Raw genomic sequence first — 22,873 nt, forward strand, 5'->3', positions numbered from 1 at the left:
CCGCGTGCGGTTGACGGGGCGGTGGGCCGCGCCGGCCGCCCGCCCCTGCCAACCGTAACGGTCAGGCCCGTGCGCCAGGCGTCTGAGCTGCCACCTGTCGCTCGACCGCCGCCTTCACCAGGCCCGCGAAGAGCGGGTGCGGACGGGTCGGGCGGGAGCGCAGCTCGGGGTGGGCCTGGGTGCCGACCAGATAGGGGTGGACCTCGCGCGGGTACTCCACGTACTCCACCAGCTTGTTGTCCGGGGAGGTGCCGGAGAAGACGATCCCGGCCTTCTTCTCCAGCTCACCGCGGTAGGAGTTGTTGACCTCGTAGCGGTGGCGGTGGCGCTCCTCGACGTACGGCTGGTTGTCGTAGACCTCGCGGACGATCGAGCCCTCGGCCAGCTTGGCCGGGTACATGCCCAGCCGCATGGTGCCGCCCATGTCGCCCTCGCCCGCGACGATGTCGAGCTGCTCGGCCATGGTGGAGATCACCGGGTCGGTGGTGGCGGGCTCGAACTCGGTGGAGTTGGCGCCCTCGATGCCCGCGAGGTTGCGCGCGGCCTCGATGACGATGCACTGGAGCCCCAGGCAGAGGCCCAGCACCGGGATCTTGTTCTCCCGGGCGTAGGTGATCGCGCCGACCTTACCGATGACACCGCGGTCGCCGAAGCCGCCGGGGATGCAGACCGCGTCCACGCCGTCGAGCTGCTCCCGGGCGCCGGCCGCCGTCTTGCAGTCGTCGGAGGTGACCCACTTGATCTTCACACGGGCGTTGTTGGCGAAGCCGCCGGCGCGCAGCGCCTCGGTGACGGAGAGATAGGCGTCGGGCAGGTCGATGTACTTGCCGACGAGCGCCACGGTGACCTCGTGGTCGGGCTCGTGGACCCGCTTCAGCAGGTCGTCCCACTGGGTCCAGTCCACGTCGCGGAAGGGCAGGTCCAGCTTGCGGACGACATAGGCGTCCAGGCCCTCGGAGTGCAGCACCTTGGGGATGTCGTAGATCGACTTGGCGTCGATGGCGGCGACCACGGCGGCGTCGTCCACGTCACACATCAGCGAGACCTTGCGCTTGATGGAGGTGGGGACCTCGCGGTCGGCTCGCAGCACGATCGCGTCCGGCTGGATACCGATATTGCGCAGCGCGGCCACCGAGTGCTGGGTGGGCTTGGTCTTCAGCTCGCCGGACGGGCCGATGTAGGGCAGCAGGGAGATGTGCACCACAAACACGTTGTCCCGGCCGACCTCGTGCCGGACCTGGCGGACGGCCTCCAGGAAGGGCAGCGACTCGATGTCGCCGACGGTGCCGCCGACCTCGGTGATGACGACGTCCACGTCATCGGTGGCCATGCGCCGGATGCGGTGCTTGATCTCATTGGTGATGTGCGGGATGACCTGCACCGTGTCCCCGAGGTACTCACCGCGCCGCTCCTTGGCGATTACGGTGGAGTAGACCTGTCCGGTGGTCACATTGGCCGAGCCGTCGAGGTCGACGTCGAGAAAGCGCTCGTAGTGGCCGATGTCCAGATCGGTCTCGGCGCCGTCGTTGGTGACGAACACCTCGCCGTGCTGGAAGGGGTTCATCGTGCCCGGGTCGACATTCAGATACGGATCAAGCTTCTGCATGGTGACGCGCAGACCGCGCGCCTTCAGCAGCGCCCCCAGACTGGAGGCGGTAAGACCCTTGCCGAGTGAGGAGGCGACACCCCCGGTGACGAAGAGGTGCTTGGTCGTCATGGGCTTAGCGGCAATGGCCAAGAGGGGGCTCCCGTGGTCGCGTCGTGAGGGTGCGTACGGCAGCCGCTCCGGGGTCCGGGGGCGCCGCCGCTGAGGTTCGGGGGTTTGGTGCCCGCCGCTCCACGGGCTACCAGGGTATCAGCGCCCCGGAGCGGTCGTTGCTGACCTGGTTCCCGCGTTCGGTCTGCGCAACCGCCCGAACACCATGCGTGACCTGGCCACCCGATCGGCCGTGAGATGCGAGCCACGATGTGGACGGGCTCAAGCGGATCATCGTTGTCCGTCGTATCCTCATCGGACGCACGCATGCGAGCCACCCCGGCACGGCACCACCAGCACGCCCCCGGAACAAGAGCTCGTCAGAATTTTCCGAGACCGTAGGACACGCCCTCCGGGGCGATACGGCCGTTCGAATGGGGAATGCACGTGGCCGGGCGTATCGAGGATTACGCACTGATTGGTGATATGCAGACCGCCGCCCTCGTCTGTAGAGACGGGACGGTCGATTGGCTGTGCCTGCCGCGGTTCGACTCCCATGCCGTCTTCGCCGGTCTGCTGGGCACGGAGGAACACGGCTTCTGGCGACTGGGGCCGGCCGTTCCCGCGGGGAGCCCGCCGACCGCCGCCGACCGCCGCCGCTACCGCGGCGACTCCCTGGTCCTGGAGTCGGAGTGGGACACTCCGCGCGGCACGGTCCGTGTGATCGACTTCATGCCGCCCCGTGACGGCGCCCCGCAACTGGTGCGGATCGTCGAGGGGGTCAGCGGCCGGGTGCCGATGCGCTCCGCGCTGCGGATGCGGTTCTCCTACGGCTGGGTCGTGCCCTGGGTGCACCGGGTGGACGGCCGTACCGTCGCCGTCGCGGGACCGGACTCGGTCTGGCTGGACACCGAGGCCGACACCTACGGCAAGGACCTCACCACCTACTCGGACTTCACGGTGGGCCCCGGCGACCGGCTCGCCTTCACCATCAGCTGGCAGCCCTCGCACCGCGAACCGCCCGCCCTGCCCGAGCCGGAGGGCGCGCTGGAGGCCACCGAGGCGTTCTGGCGGGAGTGGGTCGAGCACTGCACGTACCACGGCCCCTACCGGGACGCGGTGGTCCGCTCGCTGATCACGCTCAAGGCGCTGACCTACGCCCCCACCGGCGGCATCGTCGCGGCGCCCACCACCTCGCTGCCCGAGGAGATCGGCGGCGTCCGGAACTGGGACTACCGCTTCACCTGGCTGCGGGACGCGGCGATCACCCTCTCCTCGCTGCTGCGCACCGGCTACCGCGAGGAGGCCCGCGCCTGGCGCGAATGGCTGCTCCGCGCGGTCGCGGGCGACCCGGAGAACCTCCAGATCATGTACGGCATCGCGGGCGAGCGGGAGTTGTCCGAGGCCGAGCTGACCTGGCTGCCCGGCTTCGAGAACTCCCAGCCGGTCCGGATCGGCAACGGCGCGGCGGGCCAGGTCCAGCTGGATGTCTACGGCGAGGTCACCGAGGCGCTGCACCTGGCCCATATGACGGGCCTGGCGCGCAACGACTACGCGAGCGTGCTCCAGCTGAAGCTGATCCGCTACCTCGAGGAGCACTGGGACGAGCCGGACGAGGGCATCTGGGAGGTGCGCGGGCCGCGCCGCCACTTCGTGCACTCCAAGGTGATGGCCTGGGTCGCGGTCGACCGCACCGTCAAGCTGATCGAATCCGGCGATGTGGACGGGCCGTTGGAGCGCTGGCGGGAGCTGCGCGACGAGATCCACCGGGAGGTCTGCGAGAAGGGTTACGACGCGGAGCGCAACACCTTCACCCAGTCCTACGGCTCCAAGGAGCTGGACGCCTCGCTGCTGCTCATCCCGCAGATGGGCTTCCTACCCCCGGACGACAAGCGGGTCATCGGCACCATCGAGGCGATCCAGCGGGAGCTGTCGACCGAGGACGGCTTCGTGATGCGCTACCCCACCGCGGGCGAGGACGCCGGGGTGGACGGTCTCGAGGGCGACGAAGGGGCCTTCCTGGCCTGCTCGTTCTGGCTCGCCGACGACCTGGCGATGATCGGCCGGGTGGACGAGGCCCGGAAGCTCTTCGAGAAGCTGCTCGCGCTCCGCAACGACCTCGGGCTGCTGTCCGAGGAGTGGGACTCGCACAACCAGCGTCTGGTGGGCAACTTCCCGCAGGCGTTCAGCCATGTGCCGCTGATCGACACCGCGCTGCGGCTGACGGCGTCCGGCGCGTACGGAGGCTGACCCCCGGCCCGGGCCCTGGGGGCCCGGGCCCCCACATCCGGGCTCTGCCCGCCGGGCGGCGTCCGCTGGGCGGCGTCCGCCGGGCGGGCCCAGGCGGGGCGAGGCGGGTCGAGGCGGGGCATCGAACGGGCGGCTGAGCGGCCCGAAGGGGCGCGGGACTGTGTCGATGTGCGGCTCCGCCGCGCGGGCGTGACCAGCCACGACGCAGCCGCAGACGAACGACCGCACGTCGCGGCACTTCCCGCGGAGCGCTTAGCGTTGCGGCATGGAACCACAGGGAACGATCACCGTGGCGCGGGCCCTCGGCCTTCCCGCCCTGCGCCGCGGGCTCCCCGAGGTGGTGTCCGGGCAGGAGCTGCTTGACCGCCCGGTGCGCTGGGTGCACGCGGGCGAGGCGCCGAACATCGCCGCGCTGCTCAAGGGCGGTGAGCTGCTGCTGACCACCGGTCTCGGGGTCGGCCCGCGCCCCGCCGAGCAGCGCGCCTTCGTCCGCCGGCTCGCCGAGCGGGGCATCGCGGCGCTGGTGGTGGAGCTGGGCGCCCGGTTCCGCACCCTGCCGGGGCCGGTCGTGGACACCGCGCGCTCCTGCGGGCTGCCGCTGGTGCAGCTCCATCGCGAGGTGCCGTTCGTCACGGTCACCGAGGAGATCCACACCGAGATCGTCAATGAGCACTACGCCCTGCTGCGCCAGGCCGATGTGGTGCACCGGCAGGCCACCGAGGTGCTGCTGCGCGGCGGCGGGGTGCCGGAGATCCTGCGCCACTTCGCCGCCTTCGCGGCCAATCCGGTCTTCCTGGAGACCCCCGAAGGACAGCTGCTGTACGCGGCGGGGCCGGGCGGTACGGCCCCCGCGGGCGCCGCCGATCCGCTCCAGGTGTGGGAGGGGCTGCGGGCGCCGCGCGCGGCCGAGCGGCCCGAGCCGCCGGCGGGCAGCGTGATCGCGGACATCCCGGGCGGCGGGCCCGGCCCCGGTGCCGTACGGGCGCGGCTGACCGTCCTTCCGGTGGCCGGGCCGCTGGGCCCGGTGCACCGGATCGCCGCCGAGCGGACGGCGGATCTGCTGGCGGTGGTGCTGCTGCGGGCGCGTCAGGAGGAGGAGCTGGCGGCGCGCGGGCGCGGGGACTTCCTCACCGAGCTCGCCGAGGGGCGGATCGAGGCGTCGGACGCCCCGGCCCAGGCCCGGGTGCTGGGATTCCGGCCGGGTCCGGGCGGGCCGCTGCTGCCGGTGGTGACGCGGCTGGCGGAGGATCCGCGGCCGCTGGCCGGTGGCGGCGAGAGCTGGGCGGCGCTGGCCCACGCCGTGCAGGAGGAGCTGGCCGGGGTCGGGGTGCCGGTGCTGCTCGGCGTACGGCTTCCGGAGGGGCGGGTTCCGCTGCTGGCGGGGCTGCGCGACGCGAGCGAGCGGAGCGCGGTGGCCGAGCGGATCGCGGCGGCGCTGCGGGCCGGGGTGGAACGGGCCTGGCCGGACCGGGCCGGCGCCCGGCCGCCGGTAGTGGTCGCCGGGCTCGCGGTCGGCTGGGACGCGGCCGGGACCGAGCTGCGGCATGCGGCGGAGGCGGCCAACGCGGCCTGCGGATCGCCGCCCGACCGGGGCTGGTACGACGTACGCAGCCTGGATGTCGACCTATTGCTGTGGCGACTGCGCGAGCACGGCGATCTGGCCGCCTTCGTGGACCGGGTGATCGGTCCACTGCTGGCCCATGACCGCACCGCCCGCCCGCCGCTGGTACCGACGCTGGAGACGTATCTGCGGCATGCGGGACGCAAGGCGGAGACGGCCCGCGCACTGCACCTCAACCGCCAGACGCTGTACGACCGGCTGGCCCGGATCGCGTCGCTGCTGGGCAGCGATCTGGAGGACCCCCAGACGGTGCTCGCCCTTGGGGTGGCCCTCCAAGCCCGCCGCCACGTCCGCTGACACGACAGCGGCCCACCCCGCCCGACGCGGATACGACCCGCCCCGCCCGACGCGGCCGCGGCCCGCCCCGCCTCCCCGGGCCCCCGCCCGGCGTCCCCCCGTGCCGCCGGGCGGGGAGTGGCTCCCTCACCGTCCGCCGCGCAGCCCTCGCAGTGCGCGCGCGAACACCTACCCGCCCGGCGAACCTGCGCCGAGCCCGGCCCGGACCCGGCCCGGCGGATCTTCGCGGCCCGCGACCCCCGGCGCGGTGTCCCCGGACACCTCCGGGAGGCGCCTCTCGCACCAGACGTCGCGGGCCTCGCGGCCGCTGATGGCTCGGGCGCGAAGACCGGTCCGCCGGACGGCCTACGGGGCGCTCGGCGGGCCGTGCGGCGGAACCGCATATCGACACTTTGGCCGCCACGCCCTTCCCGCGGCATTGTCGATATGCGGCTCCGCCACGTGGCAGGCGCATCGCCCCTGGACCCCGGGGGGCGACGAGCACTGGCCAGGGCGCCGGCCGCGCCACCCGCGGCGCGGCCGGGGTCTGGGGCGGAGCCCCAGTTGCGGGAAGGGGCGGGGAGGGGAAACAGCCCGCCGCAGGCGCCAAGCCCCGCCGCACACCCCCCCTAGAACGGAGTCAGCGTGAGCGTGATCCCCTTCGGCGCCGTGTCCTGGATGTAGGACGCGAACTCGGCCACATCGTCGAAGGCGAAGCCATACGCCTTGCCGTCCTCCGTCGCCGCGTGCATCGCCTTGGCGTAGTGATTGGTGACGTCCTCACCGTAGAAGGCGGCCGGATCGGTCGTCGGCTGCGCGTCGGCATTGTGCAGCGTGGTGCGGTTGAAGCCCGCGCCCAGGATCGCCGCGACCGGCCCCGTGGTCCCGTCGTTGGGCGCGGCCAGGGCACCGTCGCAGAACAGCACGTCCTTGGTGGAGGGCTTGTCGAAGGAGACCGAGGCCGGACCGGTGAAGGAGAACTTCCCGCCGCTCACCCGGCCGGTGAAGGTGCCCGCGTTCGTGGTGACCTTGAGGTCCTTCGAACCGTAGGCGTCCCAGACCTGGTCGATGTACGACGCGAAGTAGTCCTCCGCGAACACCCCCGCGCCCATCCCATGACCGGGAGCGATCACCCGCAGATTGTCGCCGACGATCAGCTTCTTGAAGGCGTCGACACCGGCGAGGTCGGAGAAGATCTTGGCGCGGGCGCCGTCCTTGAGGGTGCCGGTCGTCTGGTCCTGGGCGCCGGTGAGGTGGATCGACAGCGGGACGCTGAACATGTCCACCATGGTGGTGTTGCAGAACATGCCGGAGGAGTTGTACGTGAACTCCGCGCAGTCGTGCATGATGTCGTAGTTCGGGTCGCCGGACACCCAGCCCGCCGGGTACTGGAGCGCGGCCTTGCCCGCCCCGTCCTCGACCACCTTGAGCTTGAGCTTGGAACCGAGCGCCACATAGATCCGGCCGGACATCTGCGGCAGGTTCAGCTTGGTCTCGCCGCTTCCGGCCAGCGGTATCGCGTAGTCGGTGAAGCCGTCCGAGCCGTTGTCGGAGAGCGCGACGGGTGCGATGTTGCCGTCCGGGGTGACGTGGACCTGCCGGTCGCCCTCGTTGCCGACGATGTAGAGCCATACCGACCCGTTGTCGTACTGCCCCGTCTTGTTCACGACGGTCAGGGGCAGGGAGGCGGCGGCCTTGGCGCCCGGTGCTCCGCTGGCACGGCTGCCGGCGAACGCGAGGCCTGTTCCCGCGGCGGCGGCGGAGGCGGCGATTCCACCCAGCAGCTTCCTGCGACTGATCATGATGATGGTGCTCCTCGGCGTAGTGGGGGTTGCCGGGAAAATGGCGTGGGGGGTGACGGGAGGCGCGTAATTGGGAGCGCTCTCTCGTTCCTCTGCCCAGCACCCTGCCGATCAACGGCCGGGCCCGTCAACCCCTTCACGCAGAAAGGTCTGCACCAACTCATCGTAGACGCTGAGGACATGGGCGACGGTGTCGTCCTCCGTCGGCCAGCCCGCCGTCCGCGCCCGCCCCGCCTCCGCGAGCTCCACCCGGCGCACCGGATCGGCGAGCAGCCCGGTCACGGCCTCGGCCAGGGCCTCGGGGTCGCCGTACGGGACGAGTTCGGCCGCCTCCCCCACCAGCTCCGGCACCCCGCCGACCGCCGTGGCCACCAGGGGCACCCCCGCGTGCAGCGCCTCCTGGGCCAGCAGCGACCGGGCCTCCCAGCGGCTGGAGAGCACCGCGACATCGGCCGCGGAGAGCAGCTGCGGCACATCCTCGCGGCGGCCGAGCAGCCGCACCGGCAGCCCCTCGATGTCGATCCGGTGCTGGAGCACCGCACGGTCCGGCCCCTCCCCCGCCACCACCAGCAGCGGCCGCGGATCCAGCAGCCGCCAGCGGCGCGCCGCGTCCAGCAGCGGGCCGTGTCCGGCCATCGCCTCCAGCCGCCCCGCCGTGACCAGCAACGGCCGCTCCACCACGCCCAGTTCGGCCCGCGCCTTCTGGCGGCGGCCGTCGGCGGTCTCCGGCGGCCGCCGCGGGGCGGGCACCGCGACCGGGGCCAGCCGGGCGTCGCGCGCGCCGCGGGCCCGGGCCCGGGCCACCAGGTCCGAGGAGGCCCCGAGCACGATCGCGGCGGCCCGGGCCACCCGACGCTCCATCAGCCGGACCAGCCGGGCCCGCGCGCCCTCGGCGTCCACGCGGGTGTGCCAGGTGACGATCAGGGGTACGTTCCGGCCGCGCAGCGCCACGGCCGCCAGCAGCCCCGAGCGCAGCCCGTGGGCGTGCACCAGCGCCGCGCCCTGGGAGGCCCTGCGCAGCGACGCCATGCTTCCGGCGTCCGTCAGGGCGTCGAGCCCGGTGAACCGCGCTCCGGTCTGGGTGAAGCCGTAGCCCCGCTCGGCGCTCCAGGGCCCGCACACGGTCACCCGCAGTCCGCGCGCCACCAGCCCGGCCGACAGCGACCGCACATGCACTCCGCTGCCCGAACTCCCTGCGCCCAGCACCTGGACCGCGTGCAGCGACGACTGCCCGTGCGGCGGGACCGGGGTGTTGCTCACGGTACTGCTCACGCGGGCGGAGCTCCTGAGACGGTGTGGGGGCGATCGGGGGGCGGTGCGGACGCGCTCCGCCCAAGGATGCCAGCACTCGCCGAACCCTCGTCGCAACGCTCCCAGGTGACGCCTGCCCCGAACTCGCCCCCGCGTCCGCGGTACCACCCGTTCGGGTGAAGGATCGGGGGAGCGACGCGTGGAGGTTCGGGGGAAGCGTCGCGACGCAAGGGCCGCGTGAAGCGTCGCATTGCGGGTCAGCGTCCCGCGCGGGCCGCCTCCAGGAGCTCTTCCGCGTGCGCCCGCGCGAGTTCGGAGTCCTCCTGGCCCGCGAGCATCCGCGACAGCTCCCGTACGCGGTCCTCGCCCTCCATGGCCTTCACACCGCTTCGGGTCACCGACCCGTCGTTGGTCTTCTCGACCACCAGATGGCGGTCGGCGAAGGCCGCGACCTGCGGCAGATGGGTGACCACCACGACCTGCGCGGAGCGGGCGAGCTTGGCCAGCCGGCGGCCCACCTCGACCGCCGCCTTACCGCCGACGCCCGCGTCCACCTCGTCGAAGAGATATGTCGGTACGGGGTCGGAGCCCGCGAAGACGACCTCGACCGCGAGCATCACCCGGGACAGCTCACCCCCGGAGGCGCCCTTGGCGATCGGCCGGGGCGGGGCGCCCGGGTGGGGCGCGAGCAGCAGCTCGACCTCATCGGCGCCATGCGGTCCGAAGACCACCGGGCGGCCGCCCACCTCGATGCCGTCCGCCTCCGTCTCCGCCTCGGTCTGGCGGATCGCGAACGTGACCCGGGCGTGCGGCATCGCCAGGGAGGCCAGCTCGGCGGTGACCGCCTCCGCGAACCGCCCCGCCGCCTCCGTACGGGCGTCGGTGAGCGTCTGCGCCAGCCCGCCCAGTTCGGCGCGGAGCGCGTCGCGCTCGGCGGTCAGCTCGCCGATGCGGTCGTCGTCGCCGTCGAGTTCGGCGAGCCGCGCGGCGCCCTGCTCGGCCCACGCCAGCACGTCCGCGATGGTCTCGCCGTACTTGCGGGTCAGCTGGGACAGCGCGGCGCGGCGCTCCTCGACGGCCGACAGACGGATCGGGTCGGCGTCCAGGTTGTCGGCGTACCCCGCGAGGTCCCCGGCCACGTCGGAGAGCAGGATGCCGATTTCGCCGATCCGGTCGGCGAGCCCGGCGAGGGCCTGGTCGTGGGAGCGTACGGCCTCCACGGCGCGATGGGCGCCCGCGACCAGGGTGGCCGCGTCCACGCCCTCCGGGTCCTCCGGGTTCCCGGCCAAGGCGGCGTGCGCGGCGGCGGCGGCGGACGCCAGGGCCTCGGCGTGCCCCAGCCGTTCGGCCTCGGCCGCCAGCTCCTCGTCCTCCCCGGGCCGGGGCTCGGCGGCCTCGACCTCCTCGAGGCCGAAGCGCAGCAGATCCGCCTCCTGCGCCCGCTCGCGGGCCCGCGTGGTGAGCTCCTCCAGCTCGGCCGAGACGGCGCGCAGCCGGCGGTAGGCCCCCGCGTACTTCTCCAGGGGCACGGCCACCGCGGCGCCCGCGTACCGGTCCAGCGCCTGCCGCTGCCGGGCGGGCCGCAGCAGGCCCTGCTGATCGGTCTGGCCGTGCACGGCCACGAGATCGTCGGCCAGCTCGCCCAGCAGGCCCACGGGGACGGAACGGCCGCCCAGATGCGCGCGCGACCGCCCTTCGGCGGAGAGCGTACGGCTGATCAGCAGCACGCCGTCGTCGAGCTCGGCCCCCGCTTCCTCCGCCCTTACGGCCGCCGCCGAGCGGGCGTCGACCGTAAGGCGGCCCTCGACGACCGCCGCCTTGGCCCCGATCCGCACCAGAGCGGCGTCGGCGCGGCCGCCCAGCAGCAGCCCGAGGCTGGTGACGACCATGGTCTTGCCCGCGCCGGTCTCACCGGTCACCGCGGTGAAGCCGGGCGACAACTCGACGACCGCGTCGTCGATGACGCCCAGCGCACGTATCCGCATCTCCTCCAGCACGTGCACGACCATACGAGGTTTGGTCGGTGGGATGCGACGAAGGGGCGCCACTTATGGGGTCTGCCCGTACATCTGCTCGGGGTGGGGGTGGGGTGGGGTACGGCCGCCTCCGGCGAAGATCCCCCACCCCGCCCCTCCCCGAAACCGGGGGCTCCGCCCCCAGCCCCCGGCCGGGGCTCCGCCCCGGACCCCGCTCCTCAATCGCCGGAGGGGCTGGGTTTGCGGGCCTCCGCCCCCGCCGAGGCCGCCCGTCACCCACCGGAGGAGCTGGGTTCGCGGGCCTCCGCCCCGGACTCCGCTCCTCACGCACCGCAGAGGCCGGGCTTGCAGGGCACCACCCGCGACCCCGCTCCCCACGCACCGCAAAGACCGGAGTTGCAGGGCACACGCCCCCGGCCCCACTCCCCACGCACCGCAAAGACCGGAGTTGCAGGGCACACGCCCCCGGCCCCGCTCCCCACGCACCGCAGAGGCCAGGGTTGCAGGGCCCCCGGCCCCGCTTCTCACGCGGTGCTGCGGGGTGTCCGGCGGGCCACGACGGCGGAGCCGTCTGGAAGGGGCTTCGCCCCTGCTTTCCAGCCCCTCCAGGGGGCACCTCCCAGCGGTAGCTGGGGGAGCTTGAGGAGCGGGGTCTGGGGCGGAGCCCCCCACGCGGCGGAGCCGCATATCGTCAGGTGTCGGGAAGGGGCGGGGTGGGGAACAGTCCGCCGCAGGCGGCAACGGCCCGCCGGACGAGGGGCTATTGCGGGGCCCCCCGCCACCCCGCGACCGGCAGGGCGAACTTGGCGACCAAGCGGTCCGTGAACGACGCGTGGTGCAGGCGAGCCAGCCGGACCGGCACCGCCCCCCGCCGCACCTCCACCCGCGCCCCCGCCGGAAGCTCCACCGTGCGGCGGCCGTCGCACCACAGCACCCCGTGCGGAGTCTGCGGCTGCACCTCCACCGCGAGCACCGACTTCGGCGAAGTCACCAGCGGCTTGGCGAACAGCGCGTGGGCGCTGATCGGCACCATCAGCAGGGCCTCCACCTCGGGCCACACCACCGGCCCGCCCGCCGAGAAGGCGTAGGCCGTGGAGCCGGTCGGGGTCGCGCAGACCACGCCGTCGCCGCCGAACCGCGAGACCGGGCGGTTGTCGACCTCCGTGACCACCTCGAGCAGCCGCTCCCGCGCGGCCTTCTCCACCGACGCCTCGTTCAGCGCCCAGTCCGTGTGCACGATGTGCCCGTCGTTGCGGACCAGCACATCGATCGTCATCCGCTCCTCGACCTCGTACTGCCGGGTCACCACCCGGTCCACGACCTTGTCGAGATCGTCCCGCTCGGCCTCGGCCAGGAAGCCGACCCGGCCGAGGTTCACGCCGAGCATCGGCACGCCCGAGACCCGGGCGAACTCCGCGCCGCGCAGCAGCGTCCCGTCCCCGCCGAGGACGACCAGCAGCTCACAGCCGTTCAGCACGTCCCGCTCCGCGTCGACGCGCTCGACAGCGGGGGGCAGCGGCAGGTCCGCCGCCTCGGCGGCGAGCACCCGTACCCCGATTCCGCTGCGCAGCAGCCCCTGGACGACCAGTTCGGCGCTGCGGATGGCCGCCGGGCGGCCGGTGTGCGCGAGGAGGAAGACGGTGCGGTCCGCCGTCGCCTCGGCCGCAGGCGTCATCGGCTCGACCGCCGGTGCCGCCACCCCGTCCCCGGCTCCCGGCTCGGGCACGGGCTCGGGCACGGACACGGGCACTGCTTCCTTCTGCTGCGCTGCTTCTGAAGTGGTCAACTGGGCCCCTCCGCCACTGCACGGTCAACATCCGCCGGGTCCAGTGCCGGCGCCCCGGCGCGCATCCACAAAAAGTACTCGACGTTACCCGACGGCCCCGGGAGCGGGCTGGCCGTTACGCCCAGCACGCCCAGTCCCAGCTCCGCCGCCCGCCCGGCCACCGTGCGCACCGCCTCGGCGCGCAGTTCGGCACTGCGGACCACTCCCCCGCTGCCCAGCCGCTCCTTGCCGACCTCGAACTGTGGTTTGACCATCAGCACCAGATCGGCGTCGGGCGCCGCGCACCGCACGAGGGCGGGCAGGACGAGCCCGAGCGGAATGAAGGAGAGATCACCGACCACCAGGTCCACAGGTTTCCCCCCAATCCGCTCAAGTGTCAGCTCGCGTACGTTTGTACGGTCATAAACACTGACGCGTTCATCGCTCTGGAGCGACCAGGCGAGCTGCCCGTAGCCGACGTCCACGGCGAGCACCTGCGCGGCGCCCGCGCGCAGCAGGACGTCCGTGAAGCCGCCAGTCGACGCGCCCGCGTCCAGCGCCCGCCGCCCGGCGACCCTCAGCCCCGCCCCGGCTCCCGTGGCCGGGCGGACCCCGGACTCCTGCCCCGCGCCCGCGCCCTTCCGGTACTCCTCGCTGAAGGCGTACAGCGCGCCCGCCAGCTTGTGGCCACCGCGCGAGACATAGTCCGGATCGCTGTCGTCCTCGATCACGACGACGGCCGCGCTGGTCTCCACCTGGGTGGCCGGTTTGGTCGCCACCGCCCCGCCGACGGTGACCCGGCCCGCCGCGATCAGCTGGCTGGCATGCTCACGCGAACGCGCCAGCTTGCGGCGCACCAGCTCCGCGTCGAGTCGTGCGCGTCGTGGACGGGTCACTGCCACGGGTGGTTCAGCTCCTGAGGTCGTTTACGTAGCGGACGGGGGCCGCGGGCCGGGCGGCGGTGGTGGTCCTGGCGGCCGCCGGTCGAGTGCAGTCAGCGTGTCGCGCAGGCCCTGGTGGACATCCTCGTACACCTCCAGATGTCCGCTCGTCCCGAGGTGGTCGGCGTCGGCCAGCCGGGCCAGCCGGGCGTCCACCTGGGCGACGCCGGTGGGCGTACGGTCCACGCCGAGCGGGGCCGGATCGGCGGGGCCGGGCGGCTCCGGTACGACCTCGGGCACCGGCTCCGGCACGACGTCCCCGGCTCCCTCGGCCCCTTCGGCCACCCGCTCCGGCGCGACGTCCTCGGTCCCCTCGGCCCCTTCAGCCCTTTCGGACCCTTCGGGCACCCGCTCCGGCGCGGCCTCCCGGGCCTCCTCGGCCACCGGGCCGGGCTGGGGGCCGGGCCACCCGGCCGGCATCGGCTCACTCATGGCCCCGACGCTACCGCGAATCCCTCGTTCTCCGACGTACGAGACCTGCGGTAACGTCGTCCGCGATGGCGACCTTGGAACAGTGCCGCAGCGCACTCGACAAACTGGCGGAGAACCTCGCGACCGCGAACGGGGACCTTCGCAGCGCTGCCGCGCTCGATCGCTCGGTCAGCTGCTGGATCACCGACCTGGACACCACCTTCATCGGCCGTCTCGTGGACAGCCGGATCGAGGATGTGACCACCGAGTCGGGTCCCCCGGCCGAGCGTGCGCAGATCCGGCTGGCGATGACCGGCGACGACCTGGTGGCCCTGGTCGACGGCGACCTGCACTTCGCAAGGGCGTGGGGCGCCGGGCGGATCAAGCTCGAGGCCGGACTGCGCGACCTGCTGCGGCTGCGGAAGCTGCTCTAGACAAGCGCCCCCACCCCCTCCGCCCCGTCCCGGGCAAGCGCCCCCCGTCCCGGGCAAGCGCCACCCCGAGCCCCGCTCCGTTCCGGACGCCCCCACCCCGGGCCGCCCCTCAGGACTCGCTCACCGCGGCCCCCGCCAGCGGCGCCGCCACCCGTGCCGTACGGGACCGGCGGGCGGCCGGGATGACCAGCGGCGTCCCCGTCTCCGGGTCGTCGATCACCTGGCAGCGCAGCCCGAAGACCCGCTCCACCAGCTCCGCCGTGACCACGTCCCCCGGCGCCCCCTCCGCGACGACCTCCCCGCCCCGCATCGCGATCAGATGGGTGGCGTAGCGGGCGGCGTGGTTCAGGTCGTGCAGCACCGCGACGAGGGTGCGGCCCTGCTCCTCGTGGAGCTGGGCGCACAGGTCCAGCACATCGATCTGGTGCTGGATGTCCAGATAGGTCGTGGGCTCGTCGAGGAGCAGCAGCGGGGTCTGCTGGGCGATGGCCATCGCGATCCACACCCGCTGGCGCTGACCGCCGGACAATTCGTCGACATAGCGATCGGCGAGCTCCGCCACCCCGGTCGCCGCCATCGATTCGTCGACGATCCGCTCGTCCGTCTCCGACCACTGCCGCAGCAGCCCCTGGTGCGGATAGCGGCCGCGGGCGACCAGGTCGGCGACGGTGATCCCGTCCGGGGCGATCGAGGACTGGGGCAGCAGCCCGAGGGTGCGGGCGACCTTCTTGGCGGGCAGCGAGCCGATCGACTGCCCGTCCAGCAGCACCGATCCGGCCGTCGGCTTGAGCATCCGGGACAGGGCGCGCAGCAGGGTCGACTTCCCGCAGGCGTTGGGTCCGACGATGACCGTGAAGGAGTGGTCCGGGATGGTCACGGACAGCTCCTCGGCGACCGTGCGCCGGTCGTAGGCGAGGGTCAGCCCCTCCGCCATGAGCCGCTGCCGCTGCCGCTGGTCCTGGGTGCCACTCGTGCTGGAAGCCACGGTCTGCCGGGTGTCCTTGTCCATGTCGTCTTCCGTCCGGGTCGTGTCCACAGTTTCCGTCCGGGTCGTGTCCACACTCGTCATAACCGCCCCAGTCGTCATATCCGCCCCGCCCTGCGCTCGGTCACCAGCAGCCACAGCAGATAGGCGCCGCCCAGCATCCCGGTGAGCACCCCCACCGGCAGCTGATCGGCCCCGAAGGCGCGCTGGGCGGCCCAGTCGGCGGTGACCAGCAGCGCGGCACCCATCCAGGCCGCGGGGAGCAGGTTCGGACCGGGCGAGCGGGTGAGCCTGCGGGCCAGCTGCGGGGCGACGAGCGCCACGAAGGCGACGGGCCCGGCGGCGGCCGTGGCAGACGCGACCAGCAGCACGGCCGCGCCCATCAGCACCATCCGGGTCCGCTCCACCCGCACCCCGAGGGCGTAGGCGCTGTCGTCGCCCATCTCCAGCATCCGCAGGTTCCGCGCCTGCCCGAGGGCCACGGGCATGAGCACCGCGCAGACGGCCAGCAGCGGCCAGACCTGGTCCCAGTCGCGGCCGTTCAGCGAACCGGTCAGCCACATCACCGCACGGGCCGCGTCCTCCTGGTGGGCCTGGGTGAGCAGATAGCCGTTGACGGCGGTGAACGTGGCGGAGGTGCCGATGCCCACGAGGACCAGCCGATAGCCGTGGACGCCCTGCCGCCAGGCCAGCGCGTAGACGGCGAGCCCCGTCAGCACCCCGCCGAGGACGGCCCCGGTGGCGACCACCCCCGGATCGCCCTTGACCAGCACGATGGCCGTGAGCGCCCCGGCCGCCGCCCCCTGGCCGAGGCCGATCACATCCGGACTGCCCAGCGGATTGCGGGAGATGGACTGGAAGATCGCCCCGCCCTGCCCCAGGGCCGCGCCGACCAGCAGCCCCACCAGCACCCGCGGCAGCCGCAGTTCGTTGACGATGAAGTCCTGCGCCACGGTGCCGTTGCCGAACAGCGTGCGCACCACATCGGCGGGGGCGATGGGGAAGTCGCCGGTGCCGATCAGCACGACGCCCATCACCAGCGCCACGGCGATCAGCAGCAGCCCCACGACCGCGCCGCGGACGTCCAGGCGCAGCGAGAGACCGGCGGTGCGCAGTGTGACCCCGCGCGTCCCGGACTTGGCGGTGCGCTTGCTCGCGTTCACAGTTGGGCCATCCTTCGGCGACGTACGAGGTAGATGAAGAGGGGCCCGCCGATGAAGGTGGTGACGACGCCGACCTGGAGCTCCGCTGGCCGGGTGACCAAGCGCCCGATCACATCGGCGCCCAGCAGCAGAACGGGCGAGAGCACCGCGGCGTACGGCAGGATCCAGCGCATATCGGGCCCGGTGAGCGCGCGGACCAGATGCGGCACGATCAGCCCGACGAACGCGATCGGCCCGCAGGCGGCGGTCGCGGCCCCGCACAGCAGGGTGACCGCGATCATCGAGAGCGCCCGGGTGCGGTTGAGGTTGCTGCCGAGCGCGCGGGCGGTGTCGTCGCCGAGCGCCACGGCGTTCAGCGAACGGCCGAGCAGCACCGCCAGTACGACGCCGACCAGGAGGAACGGGGCCACCTGCCGGACCACCGTCATATTGGCGGAGGCGAGCGAACCCACCGTCCAGAAGCGCATCTTGTCGAGCGCCGCGGTGTCCAGCAGCTCCACGGCGTTGACATATCCGTAGAGCGCCGCGTATACCGCCATCCCGGCGAGCGCGAGCCGCACCGGGGTGGAGCTCCGGCTGCCGCCGAGCGCGTACACCAGCACGGACACGACGGCGGTGCCGAGGAAGGCGAACCACACATAGCCGGTGAGGGAGGTGACGCCGAGGAAGCTGATGGCCGAGACGACGGCGGCGGACGCGCCCGCGTTCAGCCCCAGCAGCCCGGGGTCGGCGAGCGGGTTGCGGGTGAGGGCCTGGATGACCGCGCCCGCGAGGCCGAGGCCGACGCCGACGAGCAGCCCGAGGATGGTGCGCGGCAGCCGTACGTCCCGGATCACCACATCGGTGTCGCTGCCGGTGTAGTGGAACAGCCCGTGCCACACCTGGTCCAGCGGAATGGGTTTGGCGCCGATCGCGATGGACGCCGCGGCGATCGCCAGCAGCACGCCCAGGGAGACGACCAATCCGGTCGCACGGCGCGCGGTGCGCCGCCGGGGCGGCGCGCTCGCTGTCTCGGCCCCGGCTTTCGCCGGACTGACCAGGGTCACGCGGAACTCCACCTCACAGCACGGCCGATCAGGACTCAGGTTAAGTTAGGTTACCCTAAGTCCCACTGGCCGCATCCATGCGGGCTGCCCGGAGCGCCAGTTCGGCCTCACAACCCCAGCCGGGCCAGAGCCTTCCCCGCGTCCGCGTCGCTCACACCGTCGCCCGCCTCGGACCACGCCGCCGCGCACAGCACCCGCAGCCCGTCCAGCGGCTCCTCGCCCCCGCCCGCCAGCACCAGCGCGCCGTTCTCGACCCGCGCCGCCCAGCCCCCGCACCGGAAGCCGCCCGACTCCGCGTCCCGCTCCACCTCCGGCTGCGAGGTGAGCAGCCCCCGCAAGTCGCGGTCCACATACGTCGGCCGGTGCCCGGGCTCGGCGGCCAGCAGCTGTGCGGGCGTGGTCACCCCGGTCAGCACCAGCAGCGAGTCCACCCCGCCCGCGTACGCGCCCTCGATATCGGTGTCCAGCCGGTCGCCGACCACCAGCGGCCGCCGGGCGCCGGTCCGCAGGATCGTCTCGCGGTGCATCGGCGGCAGCGGCTTCCCGGCGGCCTGCGGGGACGTGCCCGTCACGATGCGTACGACCTCCACCGCCGCGCCGTTGCCCGGGGCGATGCCCCGTCCGCTCGGGATCGTCAGGTCCAGGTTGGACGCGAACCACGGCACCCCGCGCGCCACCGCGTACCCCGCCTCCATCAGCCGCGCCCAGGGCATGTCCGGCCCGCCGTACCCCTGCGCCACCGCCGCCGGGTCGTCGTCGGCCGAGTCCACCGGCGTCAGTCCGCGCTCGCGCAGCGCCACCCGCAGCCCCTCCCCGCCGATCACCAGCACCCGCGCCCCCTTCGGCAGCTGCTCGGAGATCAGCCGGGCGACCGCCTGAGCGGAGGTGATCACATCGTCGGGCGTGGCGGGCATCCCCAGCCGGGTCAGATGCTCGGCCACCGCCTCCGGCGTCCGCAGCGCGTTGTTGGTCACATACGCCAGCCGCATCCCGCCGTCCCGCGCGGTGACCAGCGACTCCACGGCATGGTCAATGGCCTCGCCGCCCGCGTACACCACCCCGTCGAGGTCCAGCAGAGCCGTGTCGTACGCCTCGTTCAGCGACTGCCGGCTCGACTCGGGCCGGGTGCGGACGGGCTGGTTCATGGGGGCCACTCCTCGCAGATCTGTGCGCTTCTCCCCCGATCATCGCGTATCGCCGCGCGGGGCATAACATTCACTGATGAGCATTCCAGGGCCTGGCGGACAAGGGCTTCAGCTCACCCCCTTCCGGGGGCTGCGCTATGTCGCGGAGCGGGTCGGCAGTCTCGCCGCCGTCACCTCACCGCCCTACGACGTGGTGGTCAGGCCCGAGGGCCTGCGCGAGCTGGAGACGGCGGACCCGTACAACATCGTCCGGCTGATCCTGCCGCAGGCCGGGACCCCGGAGGCCCGCAACCGCCAGGCCGCCGAGACACTGCGCCGCTGGCAGGCGGACGGAGTGCTCGCCCCGGACCCCGAACCCGCGCTCTACGTCTACGAGCAGCGCGACGGCCCGACCCTCCAGCGCGGGCTGATCGGCGCGCTGCGGCTGAGCCCCCGCGAGGAGGGCATCGTCCTCCCCCACGAGGAGGTCATGCCGCATGTCGTCGAGGACCGGGCCGATCTGATGCGCGCCACCGCCGCCCATCTGGAGCCGCTGCTGCTCGCGTACCGCGGCAACGGGAACGGGACTTCGGGACAAGGGGCTGCGGGACTAGGGGCTGCGGAAAACGGGGCCTCAGGGAACGGAGCCGCCGAACAGGGCACCGGCGGGGCGGCGCGGGTCATCGAACGCACCATCCTGCGCGAGCCGTTGCTCTCCACGACCACCGAGGACGGCGTCGACCACCATCTGTGGCGGGTCACGGACCCCGCCGACCTCGTGGAGGTCTCCACCGACCTCCGTCACCACCAGGCCCTCATCGCCGACGGCCACCACCGCTGGGCCACCTATCTGCGGCTGCGCGAGGAGCGACGGGAGCCCGGCCCCTGGGACTTCGGGCTCGTCCTGCTCGTCGACACCACCCGCTATCCCCTCCGGGTCCGGGCCATCCACCGGCTGCTCCGGCGGCTGTCCCCGGACCAGGCGCTTCCGGCGGTGCGGCGTGCCTTCCGGGTGCGGACGGTCGACGGCCCGCTGCCGCGCGCCCTGGAGACGCTCGCCGAGGCCGCCGAGGCGGCACGCGCCGAAGCCACCGAGGCGGCGCACGCCGAGCCCGGCGCGCCGAACACCTTCCTGCTGGCCGGGGGCGGCCGCTTCCACCTCCTGGACCGGCCGGACCCGGAGCTGCTGGCCCGTACGGTCCCCGACGGACGCCCGGAGGCATGGCGGACGCTGGACGCGACGGTGCTCCACCACACCCTGCTGGACCACCTATGGAACGTCCCGGACACGCCCGAGTACATCGGCTACCTCCACGACTCGGCGGCGGCCGTCGAGCAGGCGGAGCGGCTGGGCGGCACGGCGGTGCTGATGCATCCGGTGCGCGAGGACGTCGTGCACGAGCTGGCGCGGCAGGGCATCGCGATGCCGCACAAGTCGACGTCCTTCGGTCCGAAACCGGCGACGGGGCTGGTGCTGCGGAGCCTGACGCTGGGCTGAGCCTTCGGGGCGGACATACGAAGGGGGCGGGATCCCGGTCCGGGATCCCGCCCCCTCATGTCATGGCATCAGCGGTCGTCGCCGTCCTCGTCGGGCCCGGCCGCCTGACCCTCGGACGTGGCCCCGGCCACCGGCTCGACGTCCTCGTCCTCGACGTCCTTGGCGTCGTCGGCCTCGGGCTCGGGCTCGGACTCGACCATGTCCTCGTCGGACAGGCGCTCGTCGACGTCCGGCTCCTCGGCCGTTGACTCTTCTACGGGCTGGGAGACATCGCCGTCCGCCGTCTCCTCGGGCTCCACCGTCTCCTCGAGGTCCGCCGTGTCCTCAAGATCGAGGGCGTCCACGAACTCGACCCCGTCCAGCTCGGCGAGCCGGTCCGACGCGTCCGTGCTCCCGCTCTGATCCGCCTCGAGCGCCTTGGCGAACCACTCACGGGCCTCGTCCTCGCGGCCGACCGCCAGCAACGCGTCGGCGTACGCGTAGCGCAGCCGGGCGGTCCAGGGCTGGATGGAGTTCGAGGCCAACTCCGGGCTCTGCAAGGTGACCACGGCGGCGTCGGCCTGGCCCATGTCGCGCCGGGCGCCGGCGGCCACCATCCGCATCTCGACCTGACCGGCCCGGTCCAGCTTCTGCACCTCCGGCTCACCGGCCATGGCCAGCGCCCGCTCGGGACGGCCCATGCCGCGCTCACAGTCGGCCATCACCGGCCACAGCTCGGAGTTGCCGGTCATCCGGCGCGCGGCACGGAACTCCGCGAGCGCCTCGGAGTACTTCCCGACGGCGTACGAGGCGAAGCCCGCGGCCTCGCGCACGGCGGCCACCCGGGAGGCGAGCCGCAGGGCGACGCGCGAGTACTGATACGCCCGCTCGGGCTCGTCGTCCAGCAGCTTGGCCACCATGACGAGGTTCTTCGCGACGTCCTCGGCGAGGGTCTTCGGCAGGCTCATCAGCTCCTGCCGCACACCCTTGTCGATCTCCTCGCCGGTGACGTCCTCGGGGATCGGCAGCCGCTTGATCGGCTCGCGGTCGCGGTCCCTGCCACGCTCGTCACGGCGCCCATAGCCGCCGGTGCGGTCGTCACGGCGCTGGAACCCACCGCCGCCGCCGGAGCGCCGGTCGTCGCGACCCCGCCCCTGACCGTACGGACGCCGCGGCCCGCGGTCGTCCCGACCACCCCGGAAAACACCGTCGCGGTCATCACGACGAGGCCCACGCGGCCGCTCATCGCGACGGTCGTCCCGGCGGAACCCGCCACGGTCGTCATCACGGCGGTACGAGGGCCGCTCGTCACGACGGTCATCGCGCCGGAAGCCACCACGGTCATCGTCACGGCGGTGCGAAGGCCGCTCGTCACGACGGTCATCCCGACGATCGTCGCGGCGCTCATCCCGACGGTACCCGCCACGGTCGTCATCACGGCGATACGAAGGCCGGTCATCCCGACGCTCGTCCCGCCGGAACCCGCCACGGTCGTCACGACGGTCATCCCGGCGGAACCCACCACGGTCGTCATCACGACGGTACGAAGGCCGGTCGTCCCGACGCTCGTAGCCGCCGCCTCGGCCGCCACGGTCACGATCGCGGTCATCGCGGCGGAACCCACCACGGTCGTCACGACGATCGTCGCGGCGCTCATCCCGGCGGTCATCGCGCCGGTAGCCACCGCGGTCATCGTCCCGGCGGAAGCCCGGCCGCTCGTCACGGTCCCGGCGGAAACCGCCAGGGCGGGAGCCACCGTCGCGGTCATCGCGGCGAGGCCCACGCGGGCGCTCATCACGACGATCGTCACGACGGTCATCCCGCCGGTCGTCCCGCCGCTCGTAACGCCCGGCGGGGCGGCCACTCCGGTCATCGCGGCGCCCATAGCCACCGGGGCGGCCTCCGCGCTCATCGTCCCGACGCGGGCCACGCGACCGGTCGTCCCGGCGATCATCACGGCGCTCGTCCCGCCGGTCATCGCGGCGGAAGCCACCACGGTCGTCATCGCGGCGGAACCCGCCACGATCATCATCGCGACGCGGCCCGCGCGGTCGCTCATCGCGGCGGTCGTCACGCCGGAAACCACCGCGACCGCCGTCGCGGCGCGGCCCGGAGCCGCGGGCCTCCCGCCTGTCGCCGGCGTCCTGGCGCCGCGGCTCGCGGCCCGACCGGTCGTCGGGAGAGTTGGTGGACATCGGCGTGACTCCTGTCTTCATGTACTTCAGCCATTCTCCCGCACCGGTCACACCGATGCGGGCCCAGCAAAAACAAAAGGACCCTTGGTCCCAGCATGCACGCTGGGACCAAGGGTCCTCCAAAGATTGTTCGGCGGCGTCCTACTCTCCCACAGGGTCCCCCCTGCAGTACCATCGGCGCTGAAAGGCTTAGCTTCCGGGTTCGGAATGTAACCGGGCGTTTCCCTAACGCAATGACCACCGAAACCCTATCGGGTTCTAGCGAACAAGCACACTCTTCAATTAAGTAAGTGGAACTGATTCACCGGTGCGACTGTTCGCAACCCGGGAACCACACAGTGGACGCGAGCACCTGAGGACAAGCCCTCGGCCTATTAGTACCAGTCAACTCCACCGGTCACCCGGCTTCCATATCTGGCCTATCAACCCAGTCGTCTACTGGGAGCCTTAACCCATCACG

17 protein-coding genes and 2 rRNA genes are annotated in these 22,873 nt (G+C 72.9%); 4 read left to right on the forward strand and 15 right to left on the reverse strand.

The window, feature by feature from the left end:
- Positions 1-61: 61 nt before the first annotated feature.
- Complete coding sequence (locus ACT2CW_RS28925; protein WP_138911306.1) at positions 62-1,717, reverse strand: CTP synthase; 1,656 nt, start codon at positions 1,715-1,717, stop codon at positions 62-64.
- A gap of 420 nt (positions 1,718-2,137) precedes the next feature.
- Between ACT2CW_RS28925 and ACT2CW_RS28930 the strand changes: the two genes are divergently transcribed.
- Both ACT2CW_RS28930 and ACT2CW_RS28935 read left to right on the forward strand, forming a co-directional pair.
- Positions 2,138-3,946: a glycoside hydrolase family 15 protein gene (locus ACT2CW_RS28930; RefSeq protein WP_164436056.1), complete on the forward strand. Its 1,809-nt coding sequence runs from the start codon at positions 2,138-2,140 to the stop codon at positions 3,944-3,946.
- A 265-nt stretch (positions 3,947-4,211) separates the two neighbouring features.
- Complete coding sequence (locus ACT2CW_RS28935) at positions 4,212-5,864, forward strand: PucR family transcriptional regulator (RefSeq protein WP_445518732.1); 1,653 nt, start codon at positions 4,212-4,214, stop codon at positions 5,862-5,864.
- Positions 5,865-6,472: 608 nt separating this feature from the next.
- Here the strand turns inward: ACT2CW_RS28935 and ACT2CW_RS28940 are convergent.
- From ACT2CW_RS28940 to ACT2CW_RS28965, 6 genes are all read right to left on the reverse strand, one after another.
- The gene (locus ACT2CW_RS28940) at positions 6,473-7,645 is read right to left on the reverse strand and encodes a glycoside hydrolase family 64 protein (RefSeq protein ID WP_164436052.1); all 1,173 of its coding nucleotides are present in this window, start codon (positions 7,643-7,645) and stop codon (positions 6,473-6,475) included.
- Positions 7,646-7,756: 111 nt separating this feature from the next.
- Positions 7,757-8,917, reverse strand: coding sequence for a glycosyltransferase family 4 protein (locus ACT2CW_RS28945; RefSeq protein WP_445518733.1), 1,161 nt, complete (start codon positions 8,915-8,917; stop codon positions 7,757-7,759).
- Positions 8,918-9,153: 236 nt separating this feature from the next.
- Positions 9,154-10,905, reverse strand: a complete 1,752-nt coding sequence (gene recN, locus ACT2CW_RS28950) for a DNA repair protein RecN (protein WP_164437091.1) — start codon at positions 10,903-10,905, stop codon at positions 9,154-9,156.
- A 727-nt stretch (positions 10,906-11,632) separates the two neighbouring features.
- Entirely contained in the window at positions 11,633-12,547 is a 915-nt protein-coding gene (locus ACT2CW_RS28955; RefSeq protein ID WP_445518746.1) for an NAD kinase, read from the reverse strand.
- Between the two features lie 107 nt (positions 12,548-12,654).
- Positions 12,655-13,533, reverse strand: a complete 879-nt coding sequence (locus tag ACT2CW_RS28960) for a TlyA family RNA methyltransferase (RefSeq protein ID WP_445518747.1) — start codon at positions 13,531-13,533, stop codon at positions 12,655-12,657.
- A gap of 30 nt (positions 13,534-13,563) precedes the next feature.
- Entirely contained in the window at positions 13,564-13,863 is a 300-nt protein-coding gene (locus ACT2CW_RS28965; RefSeq protein ID WP_445518748.1) for a hypothetical protein, read from the reverse strand.
- 212 nt (positions 13,864-14,075) lie between these two features.
- On the opposite strand from ACT2CW_RS28965, the gene ACT2CW_RS28970 reads away from it, so the two are divergent.
- Positions 14,076-14,423 carry a sterol-binding protein gene (locus tag ACT2CW_RS28970; RefSeq protein WP_445518734.1) on the forward strand — a complete coding sequence of 116 codons (348 nt, stop codon included), beginning with the start codon at positions 14,076-14,078 and terminating at the stop codon, positions 14,421-14,423.
- A gap of 109 nt (positions 14,424-14,532) precedes the next feature.
- Here the strand turns inward: ACT2CW_RS28970 and ACT2CW_RS28975 are convergent, their stop codons facing one another.
- The 4 genes from ACT2CW_RS28975 to ACT2CW_RS28990 form a co-directional block, all read right to left on the reverse strand.
- Entirely contained in the window at positions 14,533-15,357 is an 825-nt protein-coding gene (locus ACT2CW_RS28975; protein WP_037965479.1) for an ABC transporter ATP-binding protein, read from the reverse strand.
- 149 nt (positions 15,358-15,506) lie between these two features.
- Positions 15,507-16,571, reverse strand: a complete 1,065-nt coding sequence (locus ACT2CW_RS28980; protein WP_164437086.1) for a FecCD family ABC transporter permease — start codon at positions 16,569-16,571, stop codon at positions 15,507-15,509.
- Entirely contained in the window at positions 16,568-17,617 is a 1,050-nt protein-coding gene (locus tag ACT2CW_RS28985; protein WP_445518735.1) for a FecCD family ABC transporter permease, read from the reverse strand. The genes ACT2CW_RS28980 and ACT2CW_RS28985 overlap by 4 nt, the downstream gene beginning before the upstream one ends.
- A 107-nt stretch (positions 17,618-17,724) precedes the next feature.
- Positions 17,725-18,762, reverse strand: coding sequence for an HAD hydrolase-like protein (locus ACT2CW_RS28990; protein ID WP_182471049.1), 1,038 nt, complete (start codon positions 18,760-18,762; stop codon positions 17,725-17,727).
- 76 nt (positions 18,763-18,838) lie between these two features.
- Between ACT2CW_RS28990 and ACT2CW_RS28995 the strand changes: the two genes are divergently transcribed.
- Positions 18,839-20,239 carry a DUF1015 family protein gene (locus ACT2CW_RS28995; RefSeq protein ID WP_445518736.1) on the forward strand — a complete coding sequence of 467 codons (1,401 nt, stop codon included), beginning with the start codon at positions 18,839-18,841 and terminating at the stop codon, positions 20,237-20,239.
- A gap of 68 nt (positions 20,240-20,307) precedes the next feature.
- Here the strand turns inward: ACT2CW_RS28995 and ACT2CW_RS29000 are convergent, their stop codons facing one another.
- From ACT2CW_RS29000 to ACT2CW_RS29015, 4 genes are all read right to left on the reverse strand, one after another.
- Positions 20,308-21,201 carry a hypothetical protein gene (locus ACT2CW_RS29000; protein ID WP_445518737.1) on the reverse strand — a complete coding sequence of 298 codons (894 nt, stop codon included), beginning with the start codon at positions 21,199-21,201 and terminating at the stop codon, positions 20,308-20,310.
- Complete coding sequence (locus ACT2CW_RS29005; RefSeq protein ID WP_445518738.1) at positions 21,186-22,292, reverse strand: hypothetical protein; 1,107 nt, start codon at positions 22,290-22,292, stop codon at positions 21,186-21,188. Before ACT2CW_RS29005 ends, ACT2CW_RS29000 begins: the two co-directional genes overlap by 16 nt.
- A gap of 249 nt (positions 22,293-22,541) precedes the next feature.
- Positions 22,542-22,658: ribosomal RNA gene (rrf, locus tag ACT2CW_RS29010) — 5S ribosomal RNA — on the reverse strand.
- 109 nt (positions 22,659-22,767) lie between these two features.
- Positions 22,768-22,873: ribosomal RNA gene (locus ACT2CW_RS29015) — 23S ribosomal RNA — on the reverse strand; the annotation flags it as partial.

The organism is Streptomyces sp. NEAU-174 (genome assembly GCF_052665095.1).

What these genes read in the sequence shown, in the direction of transcription:
- ACT2CW_RS28940 (WP_164436052.1), bottom strand. Translation starts at nt 7,645, where the DNA reads ATGATCAGTCGCAGGAAGCTGCTGGGTGGAATCGCCGCCTCCGCCGCC.
- ACT2CW_RS28995 (WP_445518736.1), top strand. Translation starts at nt 18,839, where the DNA reads ATGAGCATTCCAGGGCCTGGCGGACAAGGGCTTCAGCTCACCCCCTTC.
- ACT2CW_RS28930 (WP_164436056.1), top strand. Translation starts at nt 2,138, where the DNA reads ATGCACGTGGCCGGGCGTATCGAGGATTACGCACTGATTGGTGATATG.
- ACT2CW_RS28970 (WP_445518734.1), top strand. Translation starts at nt 14,076, where the DNA reads ATGGCGACCTTGGAACAGTGCCGCAGCGCACTCGACAAACTGGCGGAG.
- recN (WP_164437091.1), bottom strand. Translation starts at nt 10,905, where the DNA reads ATGGTCGTGCACGTGCTGGAGGAGATGCGGATACGTGCGCTGGGCGTC.
- ACT2CW_RS28955 (WP_445518746.1), bottom strand. Translation starts at nt 12,547, where the DNA reads ATGACGCCTGCGGCCGAGGCGACGGCGGACCGCACCGTCTTCCTCCTC.
- ACT2CW_RS28975 (WP_037965479.1), bottom strand. Translation starts at nt 15,357, where the DNA reads ATGGCGGAGGGGCTGACCCTCGCCTACGACCGGCGCACGGTCGCCGAG.
- ACT2CW_RS28990 (WP_182471049.1), bottom strand. Translation starts at nt 18,762, where the DNA reads ATGAACCAGCCCGTCCGCACCCGGCCCGAGTCGAGCCGGCAGTCGCTG.
- ACT2CW_RS28935 (WP_445518732.1), top strand. Translation starts at nt 4,212, where the DNA reads ATGGAACCACAGGGAACGATCACCGTGGCGCGGGCCCTCGGCCTTCCC.
- ACT2CW_RS28925 (WP_138911306.1), bottom strand. Translation starts at nt 1,717, where the DNA reads ATGACGACCAAGCACCTCTTCGTCACCGGGGGTGTCGCCTCCTCACTC.